General features: G+C 65.2%; 16 protein-coding genes. 7 read left to right on the forward strand and 9 right to left on the reverse strand.

Annotation, left to right across the window (positions count from 1 at the left end):
* The first annotated feature begins 26 nt into the window (after nucleotides 1–26).
* The gene (locus tag NCS00_RS16385; RefSeq protein WP_008353620.1) at nucleotides 27–458 is read left to right on the forward strand and encodes a response regulator; all 432 of its coding nucleotides are present in this window, start codon (nucleotides 27–29) and stop codon (nucleotides 456–458) included.
* A 322-nt stretch (nucleotides 459–780) separates the two neighbouring features.
* The gene (locus tag NCS00_RS16390) at nucleotides 781–1,056 is read left to right on the forward strand and encodes a hypothetical protein (protein WP_008353619.1); all 276 of its coding nucleotides are present in this window, start codon (nucleotides 781–783) and stop codon (nucleotides 1,054–1,056) included.
* Nucleotides 1,057–1,162: 106 nt separating this feature from the next.
* Here the strand turns inward: NCS00_RS16390 and NCS00_RS16395 are convergent, their stop codons facing one another.
* Nucleotides 1,163–2,116: a chemotaxis protein gene (locus NCS00_RS16395; protein WP_250440523.1), complete on the reverse strand. Its 954-nt coding sequence runs from the start codon at nucleotides 2,114–2,116 to the stop codon at nucleotides 1,163–1,165.
* Nucleotides 2,117–2,402: 286 nt separating this feature from the next.
* Here NCS00_RS16395 and NCS00_RS16400 point away from each other — a divergent pair, with 286 nt between their 5' ends.
* The 3 genes from NCS00_RS16400 to NCS00_RS16410 all read left to right on the forward strand — a co-directional run bounded on the left by NCS00_RS16400 (nucleotide 2,403) and on the right by NCS00_RS16410 (nucleotide 4,806).
* Entirely contained in the window at nucleotides 2,403–2,843 is a 441-nt protein-coding gene (locus tag NCS00_RS16400) for a CBS domain-containing protein (protein ID WP_175979204.1), read from the forward strand.
* Nucleotides 2,844–2,959: 116 nt separating this feature from the next.
* Nucleotides 2,960–3,958 (forward strand): diacylglycerol/lipid kinase family protein, encoded by a 999-nt coding sequence (locus NCS00_RS16405; RefSeq protein ID WP_250440524.1) that lies wholly within the window; start codon nucleotides 2,960–2,962, stop codon nucleotides 3,956–3,958.
* Nucleotides 3,955–4,806 (forward strand): metallophosphoesterase family protein, encoded by an 852-nt coding sequence (locus tag NCS00_RS16410; protein ID WP_250440525.1) that lies wholly within the window; start codon nucleotides 3,955–3,957, stop codon nucleotides 4,804–4,806. Before NCS00_RS16405 ends, NCS00_RS16410 begins: the two co-directional genes overlap by 4 nt.
* Here the strand turns inward: NCS00_RS16410 and NCS00_RS16415 are convergent.
* On the reverse strand, nucleotides 4,790–5,185 hold the full coding sequence (locus tag NCS00_RS16415; protein WP_008353614.1) for a PPC domain-containing DNA-binding protein: 396 nt from the start codon (nucleotides 5,183–5,185) through the stop codon (nucleotides 4,790–4,792). The genes NCS00_RS16410 and NCS00_RS16415 overlap by 17 nt on opposite strands.
* Before the next feature lie 104 nt (nucleotides 5,186–5,289).
* On the opposite strand from NCS00_RS16415, the gene NCS00_RS16420 reads away from it, so the two are divergent.
* Both NCS00_RS16420 and NCS00_RS16425 read left to right on the forward strand, forming a co-directional pair.
* Entirely contained in the window at nucleotides 5,290–5,679 is a 390-nt protein-coding gene (locus NCS00_RS16420) for an MAPEG family protein (protein ID WP_008353613.1), read from the forward strand.
* Nucleotides 5,680–5,695: 16 nt separating this feature from the next.
* On the forward strand, nucleotides 5,696–6,370 hold the full coding sequence (locus tag NCS00_RS16425) for an alpha/beta hydrolase (protein ID WP_008353612.1): 675 nt from the start codon (nucleotides 5,696–5,698) through the stop codon (nucleotides 6,368–6,370).
* A 654-nt stretch (nucleotides 6,371–7,024) separates the two neighbouring features.
* Here NCS00_RS16425 and NCS00_RS16430 read toward each other — a convergent pair.
* The 7 genes from NCS00_RS16430 to NCS00_RS16460 form a co-directional block, all read right to left on the reverse strand.
* Nucleotides 7,025–9,040 (reverse strand): ATP-binding response regulator, encoded by a 2,016-nt coding sequence (locus NCS00_RS16430; RefSeq protein ID WP_241484858.1) that lies wholly within the window; start codon nucleotides 9,038–9,040, stop codon nucleotides 7,025–7,027.
* A 250-nt stretch (nucleotides 9,041–9,290) separates the two neighbouring features.
* Nucleotides 9,291–9,449: a hypothetical protein gene (locus tag NCS00_RS16435; protein WP_160172890.1), complete on the reverse strand. Its 159-nt coding sequence runs from the start codon at nucleotides 9,447–9,449 to the stop codon at nucleotides 9,291–9,293.
* 163 nt (nucleotides 9,450–9,612) lie between these two features.
* Nucleotides 9,613–12,408: an Hsp70 family protein gene (locus tag NCS00_RS16440; RefSeq protein WP_250440526.1), complete on the reverse strand. Its 2,796-nt coding sequence runs from the start codon at nucleotides 12,406–12,408 to the stop codon at nucleotides 9,613–9,615.
* Complete coding sequence (locus tag NCS00_RS16445; RefSeq protein ID WP_250440527.1) at nucleotides 12,409–14,301, reverse strand: Hsp70 family protein; 1,893 nt, start codon at nucleotides 14,299–14,301, stop codon at nucleotides 12,409–12,411.
* On the reverse strand, nucleotides 14,298–14,894 hold the full coding sequence (locus NCS00_RS16450) for a DUF2760 domain-containing protein (protein ID WP_008353605.1): 597 nt from the start codon (nucleotides 14,892–14,894) through the stop codon (nucleotides 14,298–14,300). Before NCS00_RS16450 ends, NCS00_RS16445 begins: the two co-directional genes overlap by 4 nt.
* 279 nt (nucleotides 14,895–15,173) lie before the next feature.
* Complete coding sequence (locus tag NCS00_RS16455; RefSeq protein WP_008353603.1) at nucleotides 15,174–15,659, reverse strand: adenosine-specific kinase; 486 nt, start codon at nucleotides 15,657–15,659, stop codon at nucleotides 15,174–15,176.
* Nucleotides 15,660–15,704: 45 nt separating this feature from the next.
* On the reverse strand, nucleotides 15,705–16,826 hold the full coding sequence (locus NCS00_RS16460; protein WP_250440528.1) for a CmpA/NrtA family ABC transporter substrate-binding protein: 1,122 nt from the start codon (nucleotides 16,824–16,826) through the stop codon (nucleotides 15,705–15,707).
* Nucleotides 16,827–16,833: the final 7 nt, after the last annotated feature.

The raw sequence follows: 16,833 nt of genomic DNA on the forward strand, positions 1-16,833 counted from the left end.
CAGTCGTATGTTTCCGTCGAACGCCCATGCCCCTGTACTTGCATTCTCCTCATTGCGCGCTTTGGACGAATCGCAGCGTCGATGTCGACCGCGATTCGTGGCGCATCCTTATCGTCGACGACAACGCCCATAGCGCCGAAGCGCTTTGCGCCGCGCTCGAAGCGGAGGGCTTCGACACGCGTTTTGCGTTGTCCGGCGTCGATGCGCTCCATACGATCGACAACTGGGTGCCGCACATCGTCATTCTCGATATCACGATGCCGGAACACGACGGTTTCGCAACCGCGCGCGTGCTTCGCCGTATCGCCCGCACGCGCGACGCGGTGATCATCGCGTTCACGGCGCTCGGTGAGGACATCGTGCGGGCGGAGGGCATGCATTCCGGATTCGACGGTTATTGCCAGAAGGGCAACCCGCCCACGGAACTGCTCCGCCTGATCGGACGGCTCGTTCACTGAGATAACGCGGGATGTCGTTCGCGCTAGCGGGAAATTCGCACGCCCGTGCGCTAAATAATTGTTCGTTCCCCGCTAAACGAAGCAGCCGAGCGCGCCGCTTGTCGCCACGCGCAATCGCCCGCCAGGCGGACGTTTAGGACGATTTTGAACGATCGTGCGGCCAACTATTGTTGGTCCATATCGAAAACTGAATTGAAATTTATGGAGATAAAAAAGCGATAGTAGGGGTATACACTGCATTCCATCGACGTAGCAGACAGTTTCTCGCAAGACCGCTGCGGCGCTTTCTGATTGAACGTCAACCGTCTTTGGAGCTCACACTATGAAACGCAATCTTCTCGCTACCCTTCTGATCGCCGCTACCGCCACGCTCGCCGCTCCCGCTTTTGCAAGCGGCTACGGTCCGGCTCCGTTCTACCGTCCGGCTGTCGGCGCGCCGACGTCGCAACAAGGTCCGAGCGCACAAGCGATCGCCGCCGAAGAAAACGCGAACGGCACGAGCACGACCGCTTTCGGCGGCTCGCGCGACGCGCTGGCTCAGTCGGGCACCCGCACGCAATCGGCCAACAAGGCTCAGTCCGTCTTCTTCGGTCAATAACCGGTTCGGCCAGCCCGGCTCATCCGCCGGGCCGACAGGCTGAAAGACTGATTCGGCGCGCGCCGCGCAGGCTCAAAAGGTCTGCGTTGCGCGCGCCGAACGCGTTTCAGGCCGCGAGCGCGCCGCGCATCACGTTCGCGAGCTCCGACGCCTCGAACTTCGACACATACGCGTTCGCACCGACCTTGCGTACGTGCTGCTCGTTCGCCGATCCCGACAGCGACGAGTGAATCACCACCGGAATGTGCATCAGCCCCGTCTCCGCCTTGATGCGGCGCGTGAGGGTGAAACCGTCCATTTCGGGCATTTCCAGATCGGTGAGCACGAGCGCGATGTGATCCGCGACCTCGGTGCCGTCCTTCTCCGCCTTTCTGAGCGCCGCTTCCAGTACGTCCCACGCTTCCTGGCCGGTTTTGGTCATCACGAAGGGCACGCCCATCGCCGTGAGACTTTGCTCGATGAGCGCCCGGGCGACGCCCGAATCGTCCGCCGCAAGCACGCGCGCGCCCGGCTTGAGCTGCAGCCGACCGGTGTTGGCCTCGGTGATATCCGTTTCCTGCGACGGCAGCACATCACGCACGATGCGCTCGACGTCGAGCACCTGCGCGAGCCGCGAGCCGTCGACGTTGCCATCGAGCCGCGCGAAACTCGTCACGGTCTTGCCGCCCGAGTGCGATTCCGCCGACAGCACCTGATTCCACTCGAGCCGCACGATATCGTCGACTTCCTCGACCGCGAAGCCTTGCGTCGTGCGCGCGAATTCGGTGACGAGCAGAATTTTCGGACCGTTTTTCGGCCGGCAGCCGGTGATGCGCGCGAGATCGATCACGGGAATGATCTGGCCGCGGATATCCGCGACGCCGAGAATCTCCTCGCGCGAACCGGCGACGGCGGTGATCGTCGGCATCGCGAGAATCTCGCGCACCTTGAACACGTTGATGCCGTACAGCTCCCGTTGCTCCGAGCCCGGCGACTCGCCGAGCCTGAACAGAAGCAATTCGAACATGTTGCTGCCCGCGAGCCGCACGCGCTGCTCGATATCCTGTTGTGAACTGCTCACCTCGTTCTCCCTCTAAGCGATGCCTTCGTGTGTTTGCCGGTGGCTTCACTTTCCACCAGATGCCTGATTAGCGGCATTAATCGGCGAAACTGAAGGCATGCGTGACGACGCGCGAGATGAAACGCGCGGCGCACGTCTCGCGCGGCGCCGGTGATCTATACTTTTTTTGAATGGTCGGGTTAATGCCGATGAAGGCATCGCGCGCGAGGCTTTACGCTGCATACAGGCGCAAGATTACCCGTCGCCCAGGCGCAACAACGTTCCCCGCTCATAACGGAGGCGCTCGATGGCAACAGTCGCACAGGTTCTGAATTCGAAACCCGACCAGACGGTCTTTACCGTTCCAGCCACGGCGTCGGTCTTCGATGCAATCAAGCTGATGGCCGACAAGCACATCGGTGCGGTGATCGTCACCGAAGGCGACGAGATCGTGGGCATCATGACCGAGCGCGACTATGCGCGCAAAGTCGTCCTGATGGACCGCGTCTCGAAGCACACGCCGGTGCGCGACATCATGACGTCGCACGTGCGCTACGTGCGCCCCGACCAGACCACCGACGACTGCATGGCGCTCATGACCGACAAGCGCATGCGTCACTTGCCGGTGATCGACAACGGCAAGCTCATCGGCATGATCTCCATCGGCGATCTGGTGAAGAACATCATGGCCGAGCAGCAGTACACCATCCAGCAGCTCGAGTACTACATTCGCGGCGAGCACACTTGATTGCCGGCGATCCGGCTGTAAGCATTTCGTTATAATCGGCAGGCTTCGCCTATGAGCGCGGAGCCACGCTCGTCGTGCGCGATCCGCGCGCGCGGAGCATCGAGGGAGCGCCGCCGATGACACCGACTGCCGCATCCGCATCTCCATCCGCCGACACCGCAAAAACGCTCGCCGCCGACGCGCCGTTCTTCATCGTGATGAACGCGGGCTCGGGACGCCGTCAGTCCGACGCGACCCGCAGCCTGCTCGAAAGCGAACTCGGCGCGGCCGGGCGACGTTTCGAATTGCGCGTCGTCGACGATCCGCGCGGTCTCGCGGACGTCGCGCGCGAAACCGCGGCGGCGGCGTGCGAAGCGGGCGGCGTGCTCGTCGGCGCGGGCGGCGACGGCACGCTTTGCACGGTCGCGCACGCGGCGCACGACGCCGGCTGCCCGTTCGCGGTGCTGCCGCGCGGCACGTTCAACTACTTCAGCCGCGACCACGGCATTCCCGCCGATCTCGAGCAATCGACGAAACTTCTGCTCGACGCGCGCGCCTATCCGGTGCAGGTCGGCTTCGTGAACGCGCGCATGTTTCTCGTCAACGCGAGCCTCGGGCTTTATCCGCGCTTGCTCGAAGATCGCGAAATCTACAAGCGGCAATTCGGGCGCAGCCGGCTCGTCGCGCTCTGGTCGGCGCTTTCCACGATGCTCAAGCCGCATCGCCATTTGCGTCTGCATATCGATCACGATGGCAGCACGACCGAAATTCGCTCGTCGACGCTCTTCGTCGGCAACAACCGCCTGCAGATGGAGCAGATCGGCATGCCGGACGAAGCGCGCGCGCTGGAACAGGGCTTGCTCGTCGCGATTGCGCCGCGGCCGGTCGGACGGCTCATGCATCTGTGGCTGTCGCTGCACGGCGCGGCGGGGCGTCTGTCGGATTCCGATCACGTCGTGAGCTTCACGTTCGAGCGCATCACGGTGACGCATCCGTCGAAGAAGCGCAGACTCGTCAAGATCGCGACGGATGGCGAGGTCGCAAAACTGCAGATGCCGCTGGAATTTCGCGTGTCCGACAAACCGCTTTTCCTGCTCAAGCCTGAGCCGACAGTGGCCGAAGCCAATCGCTCATGACCTTGCTGTTGCAGATTTCCGATACGCATTTCGGCACCGAGCGGCCGCCGGTGGTCGCAGCGCTCCTGCGGCTCGCCGATGCGCTCGCTCCCGATCTCGTCGTGCTGTCCGGCGATATCACCCAGCGCGCGCGCAAGCGGCAGTTCGCGTCGGCGCGCGCGTTCGTCGATGCGCTCGGCGCGACGCCGACGCTCGTCATCCCCGGCAATCACGACATTCCGCTTTTCGATCCGCTCGCGCGGCTGTGTTATCCGTACGCGAATCATCAGCGCGCGTTCGGCGCCGATCTCGAACCGGCGTTCGATTCGGCGGGGTTGCTCGTGCTCGGCGTGAACACGACGCGGGCGTATCGTCACAAGGACGGCGAAGTGTCGATGCAGCAGGTGAGGCGCGTCGCCGCGCGGCTGGAGGCGGCGAGCGCGGCGCAGTTGCGCGTCGTGGTCACGCATCAGCCGGTGGCCGTCACGCGCACTCAGGACGAAAAGAATCTGCTGCACGGACGCGAGCGCGCGGTGCCGCGCTGGGCGCGTGCGGGCGCGGACCTGATTCTCGGCGGGCATATTCATCTGCCCTACGTGTTGCCGCTGCACGATACCTTCGCGGGACTCACGCGCCGCATGTGGGCGGTGCAGGCGGGCACGGCGCTGTCGTCGCGCACGCGCGGCACGATCGACAATTCGGTGAACGTGATCCGCCACGACGCAAGCGTTGGCAATGGCGACGGGCGTCGCGCGACGGCCGAACGCTGGGACTATTCGGAGACGACCGAAGCATTCGAGATGATCGCGCGCCACGATCTCGCGCTCGGCGTCGCGCAACCGACGGATGCTGTCACGTCGCCCGGATGACGAGTTCGGCGAAGCCCGTCGCGGCATCGTGCTCACGCGTGTAACGTTCGCCGGGCAGATGCGCGACGATGATCTCCGCCGTCGTCCGCACGATGCAGCCCGGCGTGACGTGGCCGCCGGAGACGCGGCCATCGGCATCGGCGATGCTCATGTGCAGGTGCGGGCCTTGCGCTGACAGCGTGCCGGCGAGCGTGACGATTTCGAGATCGCCGCGCAATTCAACGGCTTCGTCGCGGCCCGCGTAGCGCAGACGCGCGACGTTCAGGCTGCCGATGCCCTGAAGGACGAACGCGGCGGAGAGCGCGTGCGCGCGGAAGGCATGATCGAGCGCGGCGCGCAGATCGTCGCCGGGCGACAGACGAAGGGTCATCGCATGCATGGATGAAGGACTCGTAGGGGATCACGTTCAAGACTACACGCTGGCGGATCGCGGTGGCATCATGGGCGCGGTCCGCCGTGGCTATTTCTTACTGTGGAGACGCCATGAGTTTCGAACTGACGATGCTTGCCTGGACGCTCGTGCTCGCGCTGGTGCAAGTGTTGCTCCCTGCGGTCGTGCGCAACCGCGAAGTCGGCATCAGATACCAGGCCGGCCCGCGCGATGCCGCCACGCCGCCGCCCAGCAAGCTTTCCGGACGGCTGATGCGGGCGCAGTCGAATCTGTTCGAGACGCTGCCGATTTTCGCCATTGCGGTGCTGATCGTGCACGTCACGGGGCGCGAGAACACGCTCACGCACTATGGCGCGCTTGCGTATTTCGTCGCGCGTCTGGTCTACGTGCCGCTCTACGCTGCCGGCGTGCCGTTCGTGCGCTCGCTGGTGTGGCTGGTGTCGGTCGTGGGCATCGTGCAGATTCTCGTTCCCATCATCTGACGAGGAGTGAAGGGCAATGACCGATCAAGCTTCGACCATCGAGATCGAAACCGCGCCGAATCCCGAATTCGCCGTGATCCTGATGCACGGCCTCGGCGCCGATGCCAACGACTTCGTGCCGCTCGTGCCCGAATTGCGTCTCGCCGATGCGCCCGCGATCCGCTTCGTGTTTCCGAACGCGCCGGAGATCGCCGTGACGGCGAATAACGGCTATGTGATGCGCGCGTGGTACGACATTCTGTCGTTCGAGGGCATCAACCGGCGCGTGGACGAGGCGGGCATCGTCGCTTCGGTCGGGCGCGTGCGGGCGCTTATCGAGGCGCAGAACGCGCGGGGAATTCCCAGTGAGCGCATTTTTATCGCGGGATTTTCGCAGGGCGGTGCGATGACCTATCAGGCGGGGCTCACTCATCCCGAGAAGCTCGCTGGGTTGATCGTGCTGTCGGGCTACATTCCTTCCGAAGGGCTGATCGATGAATCGCTTTCCGAAGCGAACCGATCGGTTCCCATCTTTGCCGCGCATGGGAGCTTCGATGATGTGCTCAATGTGGCTCTCGGTGAGCAGGCGTGCGAATTCGCTCGCGGGCAAGGGTGTGAGGTCGAATGGCATGCCTATCCTATGGCGCATTCGGTTTGTATGGAGGAGGTTGAGGCGTTGCGGGCTTGGTTGGGGGGGCGGTTGCGAGGGTGAGGTTTTTTTTCGCCGGATCCCGTTTTCGTGTCGGTCTATTAGCGTTGCCCCTGTGCGGGGCGGCACTCACTTTCTTTGCTGCTGCAAAGAAAGTAAGCAAAGAAAGCAGCTTTTCAGGCCCGCGGTCACACGCAATTTGGGTAGTCCTCTCGTCCTCGATGGCACTCGCCTAAAGAGTGCCCTCATCACAATAACGGGACTTGGATCGCGCACGGTCCGCCGCCCGAATACGTTGAGCGCGCTGGTTCAGCACGAAAGAGCTTCGGCACAGCGCTACGCGCTGCCGCCGGGTATGCAAGGGAAACCAACGTGCGGCACTTGCAGTGAGATGGAGACGTTAGTAGAGAAGCACGCGCGGACCCGATTGACCGGTCGGCCGCGAAGCGGGCCGGAGCTATGTGGTGCTGAACCAGATTGTTGTGTGGTGCGATGTGACAGACCGTGCGCGAGCCAAGCCCGGTGATTGTGATGAGGGCACTCTTTAGGCAGCCCACGATGGACGAGAGGACTACCCAAATTGCGTGTGACCGCGGGCGTATCGGAAGCTGCTTTCTTTGCTTACTTTCTTTGCAGCAGCAAAGAAAGTGAGTGCCGCCCCGCACAGGGGCAGTGCTAATAGACCGACGCGAAACCGGGATCCGGCGAAAAAAAGACTCACGCACCCGAGTCACAAAAACCAGCAATCAAAGCAAGCATCCCACGCCGCAATTCCCCAGGACTAACGGGCTTGGAAAGCACGTCCTGCTCACACGCGAGCGGCACGATACACGCGGCCGGTTCACCGGTAACGACGAGACAAGGACAAGGCCGCCCAAGCCGCGTCGCACCGAGCATCGCCACTTCCCGCGCGGTCTTGGCATCACGCAGTCGAAAGTCGGTAATGATGAGATCCGGAAACCGCTCGATATCGCCGAGAATCGTCTCGAACTCCTCGAAGCTCGCCGCCGAGTCATAAAGCACGCCCCATTGCGACAGCAGCGCTTCGGTCGACGCCCGCACGAGCCCATCGTCCTCGACGAGCAACACATAACGCCCCTTGAGCTGCGCCATTTCCGCCGCCTCGGAACGCGCCGGCGCACGCGCCGACGGCGTGTCGGGCGACGGTCCGCACAGCGGCATTTCGAGCGAAAAGCGCGAGCCGCGCCCTTCGGTGGACTTCAGTTCGATGCGATGCTGATCGAGCATCGACATCACCGCATTGACGATCGACAGCCCGAGCCCCAGCCCCTTGTCGCGATCCTGCTCGGGATTGTCGACCTGAAAGAACGGCTGAAAAATCGCATCGAAATAATCGGCCGGAATGCCGATGCCGTTATCCAGCACGTCGATACGCGCGCGCGTCGGCGAACGCACCACGCCGACGATCACGGTCGGCTTCGAAGTCTTGCTCTGATCTGCATACTTGATCCCGTTGGACACCAGATTGGCCACGGCGCGCCCGAGCCAGTGCGCGTCGCTGCGCACGCAGACGACATCGTCCTTCGGCAGCCGCAGGCGCAATTCGACGCCGCGGCTCATCGCGAACGGACGCAACTGCTCGGCGGCTTCCTCGACGATCTGTCGCACGTCGAATACGTGATAGCGCGGCACGACGCGCCCCGATTCCAGCCGCGAGAGATCGAGCACCGCGTTCAGCAGCCGCGCGAGGATCACGGACGAACGCCCGCACTCGTTGATGAGCCGTTCGGCCTGATCGAATTCGCCATTGCGGATGGCCTCGGCCGCCGCCTGCAGGAACAGATTGAGCGCGTGCATCGGCTGACGCAGATCGTGCGTCGCCGCGGCGAGAAAGTTGGATTTCTCGCGGCTCGCGGTCTGCGCGGCGATCATCTGCTGTTCGCGCAGCGCGAGCAGCGCGTTGGTCTTGTTCTCCTGATCCTTCTTGGAGACTTCGAGCTCGCGATTCTTGCGGCCGAGCGAAACATTCGCGGTGCGCAATTCGTCGTTGAGGGAAGCCAGCGCGCGCTCCGAACTATAGCGCTCGCGCGAGACGCGCTCGGCGTGCGTGCAGACGCCGTGCCCCACGACCACGACGTTGAACATATAGAAGAGCCCCGCGAAGAAATCCTCGGGGTTGAGCAGATGAATCGTCACCTGCAACACCACGATCGACGCCAGCGTGATGATGCCCGCTGTCAGCGCGACGCGAGAGCGCAGATAAAAGAAACTGAACTGGAAGAACAGCGCAAGGCACAGCCCGATGAAATGCTGCGTGTAGTTATAGGGCGCGGGCGTGATCGCGACCATTGCGAGGATCAGGCACAAGAGCCCGTAAATGCCCGTCAGAATGATGCGTTGCGCGGTGGCGTGCGAGCGGAACGACGGCCGCAGCACCAGCACGCCGACAAAAAACAGCAGCGCGATGCCCGCGAAGCGCAGCGCGAGGATGTCGGGCAGGCGCGAATCGAGCGCGCGGTTGCCCCGCGCGAAGCTGAAGTCCCACCAGAGGAAGCACGTCCAGATGGCAAGCGCGAGCAGCGTCGACGCGCGCCGGAATGCGCAGAAGCGCTGGCTGTGGTCTTCGAGAAACTGCGCTTCGAGGACGGGATCGGAAAACGGCGCCGGAATCGAGAGATTGCGCACCAGGCTCGCGCCGGCCTCGCGGGCCGCCGAGAGAAGAATGCCTGGATTGCGCACGCCGGCGGCGCGTTGCGGTACGGCCATCTTCATGCTCGCTCAGGGAATCGGGATATCTACTTTATGCCAACGCGGTCAGACAAATACGCCTTTTTTTAGCAATCGGCCATTATCTCCGGCAATTATTGCGCTTTTTTGGCGAGTTGCGAGGGCACGCGGCGAGACGGAAGGAAGGAGGAAGGGAGCCGATCGGCGGGCGTTTGATCGTTTGCCCGCCGATTCGAAGGACAGCCACAACGAATGCCCCCCGCACGATGACGAGGGCGGTCTCGAGGAGAACCGTTCAGCTTTTCGGTTTGGCCTTGGTGGTGCGCTTCGTGACCTGCGTTTCCTTCGCGCCTGCGGCCTTCGCGGGCGATGCCTTGCTGCCGGCCGTTTTCTTGCGGCTCGACATTTCCGTTTCTGCGGGTTGGCTCGCTTGAGCCTTGCGTGGGGATGGCATGTTGACCTCCTTCAGTATGTGTCCATATCGACACATTGATAACCATAGGATGCGGTCAGCCGGTATTCAAGACTCGGCGGGCTTCTCGCGCGGCGCATCGGCCAAAAAACTTCTGAGAGCGAAGCATTTCGCCCGATGCCCGCAACGAGCGCGACGAGCGCGATCAGTGGATGAGCTTCAGCCCCGCCGGCAGCGTTTCGCCGAACACGCGTCCGACGTCGGCGCGATCGAGCTCGACGGTCTCGCGGACCATCGCGATCCACGCCTGCGCCGCGCCCATCGTTTCGAGACGCTGCACGACAGCCGCGCGCGCATCGTCGGGCAGATCGCGCGAGCGGTCGCCGGTCATGCGCGCGATCTGCACGGCGGCGAACGCGGCGGGATCGACCTTCTTCCAGTCGAGCGCGAGGATCGCATCGAGCCAGACGACGGCGACCTCGGGCGGCACGACACCGTGCGCGCTGCCGTAAAAGGGCGCGCGGGCGCCGATGCGGCCCAGCGCCCACCAGCTTTGCACGCTCTCCGAAGGCTTTTTCAGGCGCGTGAGCAGCCATTCGCCGACCTCGATCTTGCGCTCGACCGGCACGCGTTCCAGCGACGCCGCGAGCCGCACCATGTCCTCGTAGCCCGCGCGCGCAGCGCCCGCCGCCTTGCGATAGCGGCTCGTGCCGGGCGGTTGCAGCACGAAGGCCATGTCGTCGAGCAGCTTGAGTTGCGCCGCTTCGGGCAGGCCACCGGCCGCGCGGCGCCAGAGCGTCCACCATTCGGACCAGATCTGGCTTTCGTTGCTGTACTGAATGCCCTGATCGAAAAGCGTCCAGAGTTGCTCGACACGCCATTCGTCGAGCGGATGCCCGAAGCCCGGACGCATGCAGTAGCCCGCGAGATTGAGCCACAGACGCTCGTGATCGGCGGTGCGGCGGCGCTTTTTCGCGCGCTCGAACAGCGCGCCGAAGACCTCGCGCAAGAGTGCGATGTCCCAGGTGTCGCGCGGGCCGAGCGTCTGTTCGAGCTGCGCGCGCAGGCGTTTGACTTCCTTCGGCCCGACATCGTGCGACTTCGCGCCGAACGTGCGGTCTATCAGTTCGATGGCTTTCGGCAGCGCCGGATGCGATTCGCTCACGGTCTCGTCGGTCTGCGACGCCTCGCGGCGCAACTGGAATTCGAGCAGCCAGCGTTGCGCGGGATCGTCGACGGCGATGCAGTGCATCTCCAGCGTGCCGACTTCGGTGAGCGAGGTCGTCAGCTGAACCGCCGTTTCGCGCGCTCGGCCCTTGCCGGCGGCATGCGGATCGACGACGGTCGCGATCGGCGGCAGACGGATGAAATCGCCCGATGCGGCCGCGAGGTCTGCGAGCGCGCCCGCTTCGTAAGCCGTCTCCGACACCGACGACGCCAGGTGAAAGCGCACCGGCGCGCCGAGCGTGAGCGCGAAGGTGCGATCGGCGAGATGGATCGCCTGGCCTTCTTCGGTGCCGCGCGGCAGGACGCAGACGCCACGCATCGCGTTGGCATCGTCTTCCAGCAGCAGAAAGAAGCTGCGCGCCGAGCCACCGCCGATCTTCGGCGCATTGCCCGCGCGCGCGAGCGCGTAGGCGACCGCGCCGCGCGCGACCGCGACATCGGGATTGCCGTTCGCGAGCACGTTGACGGCTTCGCCGCGCCAGCCGGAAAGCGTATCGGCGATGCGGCGCGCGAGCGGAGCGGCGCGAAACACGCCCCCGTTCAACAGCAAGGTGTCCGGAATGGCGAGCGTTTCGGCGGGCGCATCGACGAGGCCGAGCGCCTTCTTCGCCTCGCCGGCATGCTGGCCGAGAAACGCCGCGATATGCCGCGTGATGGCCGCGTCGCTCGCATACGGCAGCCCGAATTCGACGATGCCGCCGCGCGAACGGCCGGGGCGATCGCTCGGGGCGACCATCGGAAAGAATCCTTCGACGATGATCCGCTCGATCTCGTCGCGCGTGACATCGGCCGAACGCGCGCCGCCGATCAGCTTCGAGCCCGCGCCGAGCAGCGTGATCGACGTGGATGCGGGCGCGTTGTCGCCTAGCAATTGCTCTTTCGCCGCGCGGCAGCGCTCGACGAGTTGCGACAGGCGTCCGGCGGAAAGACGCGCATCGCTGCCCGCGAGACGCTTCTCGACGAGATGCGCGAGCGCGAGATCCATGTTGTCGCCGCCGAGCATCAGATGGTTGCCCACGCCGATGCGCGTCAACACCGGCTCGCCGTTCTCCATCGCGACCTGGATGAGCGTGAGGTCGGTCGTGCCGCCGCCGACGTCGACGATCATCACGAGCCGCGTCGCCTTCAGATCATCCGCGAGCGTCGCGCGATGATGAAACAGCCAGTCGTAAAACGCGGCCTGCGGCTCTTCCAGCAGCCGCAGTTTTTCGAGTCCCGCCATGCGCGCGGCTTCGAGCGTCAGCGCGCGGGCGCCTTCATCGAACGAGGCGGGCACGGTCAGCACGACGTCCTGCGTGTCGAGCGGTGCATCCGGAAAGCGCTCGTTCCACGCCGCGTGGACGTGCGCGAGATAGCTCGCGCTCGCCATCACCGGCGAGATTTTTTCGACGTCGTCGCCCGCGCCCCACGGCAAGATGGCCGCGAGGCGATCGACCGCCGCGTGCGACAGCCAGCTTTTCGCGCTCGACACGAGCCGTCCCGGCACCTGCGCGCCGAGCATCCGAGCGAATCTGCCGATGACGGCGGGCGCTTCCATCTCGCCCCACGGCAATTGCAGATCCTCGGACTTGAGTTCGCCTGGCGCGAAGTGATAGCGCAGCGACGGCAGAAGCGGCAGCGCCGCGACTTCGCCCGCGCCGACGAGCTGGTCGATGTCGAACACGCGGATATCGTTCGAGCCGATTTCCGCGTACGCGACGACCGTATTGCTCGTCCCGAGATCGATGCCGACGCTGTACCGCGCGCCGGACACCTTTTTCTTGCGCCCGGACACTTACAGGCCCATGCCCTGATCCGCGCCCGCGTTCGCGCCGCCGCGCACGTCGAACTCGACCTTCCAGCGCTCGGACGAGCCGCGCGGAATCGCTTCGAGTTCGAGCGTGCCCGCTTCGGTCACGCGCGCGTGCAGCTTGACGGGCACGACCTCGCCCGGCGTGCGGCCTTCGGGCGGCAGCGACGCTTCGATCTCTTCGAGTTCCTGCAATTCGTCCGGTTGCCAGTAATCGAGCAGCGTGCCGACCTGATCCTGACGACGCACCGAGGAGCCGAAGAAGCGGAAATGCACCGGCTCGCCGACGACGAGTCCGAATTCCTGCGCGGGCAATTCGGCGTCCGTGCCTTCCTCCATGCCGAACGGCGCGACGCACAGCGCCTGCACGGGCGGCTCCAGTCCGGGAACGGCCGGCATCGCCGATTCGACCGCGACGTAGTACGCGCGCGCCGTGCCGCCACGGATGCGCACGCCCTTGCCGCGCCGCACATAGCCGTAATAGGCCGCGCCGCGCGCCACCGCGAGATCGAGGTCCGCGCCTTCGAGCAGACGCGCGGCGGGCGCGTTTTCGGAGGCGAGCCATGAATTCAGCGTCGTCATCACGCGCTCGACGAGCAGCGGCGACTTGAACACGCCGCCGTTGAACAGCACGACGGTCGGATGCAGCAGCGTCGCGCCCTGCGGCGCCTGATGCTGCAGGCCTTCGACTTCCGTGAGCGCGTTGACCTGACGGCCGAGGAACGCGGCGAGATGGCGCGTGACGGCGGCGTCCTGCGCGTACGGCAGACCGAGTTGCGTGAGACCGACGCGCGCGCGCGAAACGGGGCGAGCCGCGGCATCGACTTGCGGGAAAAAGCCTTCGAGCAGGATCTGCGTGAGTTCGGCGCGCGTGAGTTCGGTGCGCAGCGACCCGCCGATCAGCTTCGAGCCGCGGCTCGGGACGACGAGCGGCACCGCATCGACGGACGGATCGGAAAGCAGCGTTTCCTTCGCCGAGCGGCACGCGTAGGTGAGGGCGCGCAACTGCCACGGATCGGGCTGCGTGCCCGATTGCGCGAGCTTGCGCGCGACGGTATGCGCGAGCGCGAGGTCCATGTTGTCGCCGCCGAGCAGGATGTGCTCGCCAACGGCCACGCGATGCAGTTCCAGATTGCCTTCGCGCTCGACGACCGCGATCAGCGACAAGTCGGTCGTGCCGCCGCCGACATCGACGACGAGAATCACATCGCCCACTTTGACCTGCTTGCGCCAGCCGCCCGACGATTTTTGAATCCAGCTATAGAGCGCGGCCTGCGGCTCTTCGAGCAGCGTCATGCGCGTGTAGCCGGCTGCGGCGGCGGCTTCGGCGGTGAGTTCGCGCGCGGCGGGATCGAAGGACGCGGGAATCGTCACGGTGACGTCCTGCTGATCGAAAGGCGCATCGGGATGCGCGTGGTTCCACGCTTCGCGCAAATGCGTCAGATAGCGCACCGAGCTTTCCAGCGGCGACACGCGCTCGACTTCCTCGGGCGCATCGGACGGCAGGATTGACGCGCGGCGATCGACGCCCGGATGGCACAGCCAGCTTTTCGCGCTGGAAACGAGGCGGATCGGCGTGCCCGCGCCCCGGCTGCGCGCGAGTTCGCCGACGATGAACCTGCGCTCCTGCGTCCACGGCAGCGTGAGATCGCCGGGCGCGAGCTCGTTCTCGTGCGGCAGATAGAGAAACGAGGGCAAAAGATCGCGTTCTTCGGCGGCGCCGGGCGCGGTCAGTTGCGAGATGGGCAGCACGCCTTGCGCGGTCTTTTCGCCGTCGCTCGCGCTCATGTCGACGTAGGAGAGCGCGCAATGCGTCGTGCCGAGATCGACGCCGATCGAGTAGCGCACCGGGTTATCGTTCGCTTGAATGTCGCTCACAGTTCCACCTCCGCGGGCGCGACGATGCTCGCATCATGGGACGGCGCGAGCTTCGGCAGGCGCGTCTCCTCGACCTTCCATCCACGATGGCTGATGCTGCCCGAAAAGGGCGGCTTGCCGACGACGTTGCCCGTCAGCCGGATGGCGGCGGCATCGAAACCCTCCTGCAGCGTGATGCGCGTGCCTTCCGCTTCGGTGCGCACGGGCTTGACCGTGAAATGCTCGCGCAGCACGTTACGGCAGCCGTCGTGCACGAGGCGGGCGGCCGCGCCGATATCGGCGTCGCTGTAATTGACGATGTCTTCTTCCACGAAATCGATGAAACGCGCGTCGCGCTGCAAAAGGCCGAGCAGTTGCAACGCGGCGACCGGGCTCGCCTCCTTCAGCGCGGACGGCGCGGGTTGAACCGGCGCGGCGGCAGGCTTCGGCGCTTCGGCTTTGAAATCGGGCGCGGCTGCGGGGGCTTCAGGCGCTTCGGGCGCTTCGCGCAGGCGCTGCACGCGGCCCGCGAACGATGCATTGCCGAGAATGCCGAAGAAGGCGCCGAAGGCAATGCCTATCCTGCCGAAAAAGCCTGGATTCATGTCGGTCATGTGATGCTCCTGTAGGCCGCGCGAGGACGACCCTATCCTCGGGCGGCGCGGGTGGCCGGTGTTCGGTGCCGTATCGGCGGGGTGATGCCGGGAATGTCTGCCCGTGCGGCTTTTCAGAAAAGGCACGAAAAACGCCAACGGCCTTTATACCGTATCCCGATATTTTCCATGATGTCGCGCCCCGGCCGGGAAAATCGCTCCGGATGGGCGCGCGGCGGCGGGCCTCATTCTCGCGATTTGCGCCGTCAAGTCAAGGCGCGGCAGGCTTCGCGGCGCGCTTCAGGCCTTGTAGCCGATCTTGCGCAGCAGGTCGTGGCGCCACTTCACGTCGTCTTCGCTTTCGACGCCAAGCGGCGGGAACCCGTCCACCACGCCGACGATCCCGCGTCCCTGATCCGTCTGCGCGACAAGCACCTGCGTCGGATTGGCGGTCGCGCAGAAGATACGGCACACCTCCGGCACCGCCTTCACGGTATTGAGCACGTTGACGGGAAAGAAGCCGTCGCCGAGCACGATGATGAAGCTGTGTCCCGCGCCGATGTTCTGCGCGTTGCGCGCGGCCAGCTCGACGCCATGCTCGTCCGTGCCCGACGTGCGTACGAGCCGCTTGCCCGACGCCTCGCAGAACGCGAGTCCGAAGCGGATGCCGGGCACCGCGCCGACGAGCGCCTCGTGCAGATCCTCGACCGTCTTGATGAAATGCGACTGACCGAGGATGAAGTTGGTGTCCTCGGGCTTGTCGATGGCGATGGCGAGCAGTTCCATGGCGGATCTCCGGTGCGCGCTGGAAATTCCATGGTAGGCGCTTTTCTACGCGCGTATTTCGAACCCCGCGAGATACGCCGCCGCATCGCCGCCGTCCCAGACGCGGCCATCGCAGAACGTCGCCGCGCGCCGTTCACCGGGAATCGCAATGCCCGCCGCCTGCGCCGCCTCGCGATAAAGCGCGGTCTGATTCACGCTCGCCGCAATGGCCGCATCGTCGATATCGGCGCCGAGCATGCCCCAGCGCCGGTATTGCGTAATGAACCAGACGCCGTCCGATACGCGCGGATAGTTCACCGCGCCTTCATCGAAGAAACGCACGGGCAGCGCGCGCGCATCGCCGCCATCGGATGCGGCGAGGCGCGGCTCGATCAGCGCGCGCGGCACGCCGAGCAGCGCGGACGACGACAGCGCCTCGGCGATCTCCTCGCGATGCGCCCGCGTATCGAGCCAGGCGCACGCATCGAGCATCGTGCGAACGAGCGCGCGCGCCGTCGCGGGATAGAGCGCCGCGAAATCGCGCCGGCACGCGAGCACCTTCTCCGGATGATCCGGCCAGATCTCGCTCGTGTACGCGACCGTCCTGCCCGCGTCGCGCGCCTCGGCGACGGCGTGCCACGGCTCGCCCGCGCAGAAGCCGTCGAGCGCGCCCTCGACGAGCGCATCGGCCATGCGCGGCGGCGGAATCACGATGCTCTGCACATCGCGCAACGGATGCACGCCGTGCGCCGCGAGCCAGTAGTACAGCCACATCGCGTGCGTGCCGGTCGGAAAAGTCTGCGCGATGACCGGCGGCCGCCCGAGCGAATGCAACGCTTCCTTCACGCTGGCGCCGTTCCGGATCGCATCGGCCAACGGACGCGACAGCGTGATCGCCTGACCGTTGCGATTGAGGACCATCAGCACGGCCATGTCCGCCTGCGGCCCGCCGATACCGAGTTGCACGCCGTACACGAGGCCATAGAGCGCGTGCGCCGCGTCGATCTCGCCGGACAGCAGCTTGTCGCGCACGGCCGCCCACGACGGCTGACGGCACAGCTCGATCGAGATGCCATGACGCGCGCCGAGATCGCGCAACGCGGCGACGGCGAGCGGCGCGGCATCGGAAAGGGCGACGAAGCCGAGCCGCAAATGCGTGCGTTCGGGTTGGGAGGAAGTGATGTTCATGAGATGT

The sequence above is a fragment of the Caballeronia sp. AZ1_KS37 genome, assembly GCF_023631165.1.
Lineage (GTDB): Bacteria > Pseudomonadota > Gammaproteobacteria > Burkholderiales > Burkholderiaceae > Caballeronia > Caballeronia zhejiangensis.

What these genes read in the sequence shown, in the direction of transcription:
- NCS00_RS16455 (WP_008353603.1), bottom strand. Translation starts at nt 15,659, where the DNA reads ATGGAACTGCTCGCCATCGCCATCGACAAGCCCGAGGACACCAACTTC.
- NCS00_RS16435 (WP_160172890.1), bottom strand. Translation starts at nt 9,449, where the DNA reads ATGCCATCCCCACGCAAGGCTCAAGCGAGCCAACCCGCAGAAACGGAA.
- NCS00_RS16390 (WP_008353619.1), top strand. Translation starts at nt 781, where the DNA reads ATGAAACGCAATCTTCTCGCTACCCTTCTGATCGCCGCTACCGCCACG.
- NCS00_RS16450 (WP_008353605.1), bottom strand. Translation starts at nt 14,894, where the DNA reads ATGACCGACATGAATCCAGGCTTTTTCGGCAGGATAGGCATTGCCTTC.
- NCS00_RS16385 (WP_008353620.1), top strand. Translation starts at nt 27, where the DNA reads ATGCCCCTGTACTTGCATTCTCCTCATTGCGCGCTTTGGACGAATCGC.
- NCS00_RS16425 (WP_008353612.1), top strand. Translation starts at nt 5,696, where the DNA reads ATGACCGATCAAGCTTCGACCATCGAGATCGAAACCGCGCCGAATCCC.
- NCS00_RS16415 (WP_008353614.1), bottom strand. Translation starts at nt 5,185, where the DNA reads ATGCATGCGATGACCCTTCGTCTGTCGCCCGGCGACGATCTGCGCGCC.
- NCS00_RS16410 (WP_250440525.1), top strand. Translation starts at nt 3,955, where the DNA reads ATGACCTTGCTGTTGCAGATTTCCGATACGCATTTCGGCACCGAGCGG.
- NCS00_RS16400 (WP_175979204.1), top strand. Translation starts at nt 2,403, where the DNA reads ATGGCAACAGTCGCACAGGTTCTGAATTCGAAACCCGACCAGACGGTC.
- NCS00_RS16430 (WP_241484858.1), bottom strand. Translation starts at nt 9,040, where the DNA reads ATGAAGATGGCCGTACCGCAACGCGCCGCCGGCGTGCGCAATCCAGGC.
- NCS00_RS16420 (WP_008353613.1), top strand. Translation starts at nt 5,290, where the DNA reads ATGAGTTTCGAACTGACGATGCTTGCCTGGACGCTCGTGCTCGCGCTG.
- NCS00_RS16460 (WP_250440528.1), bottom strand. Translation starts at nt 16,826, where the DNA reads ATGAACATCACTTCCTCCCAACCCGAACGCACGCATTTGCGGCTCGGC.
- NCS00_RS16405 (WP_250440524.1), top strand. Translation starts at nt 2,960, where the DNA reads ATGACACCGACTGCCGCATCCGCATCTCCATCCGCCGACACCGCAAAA.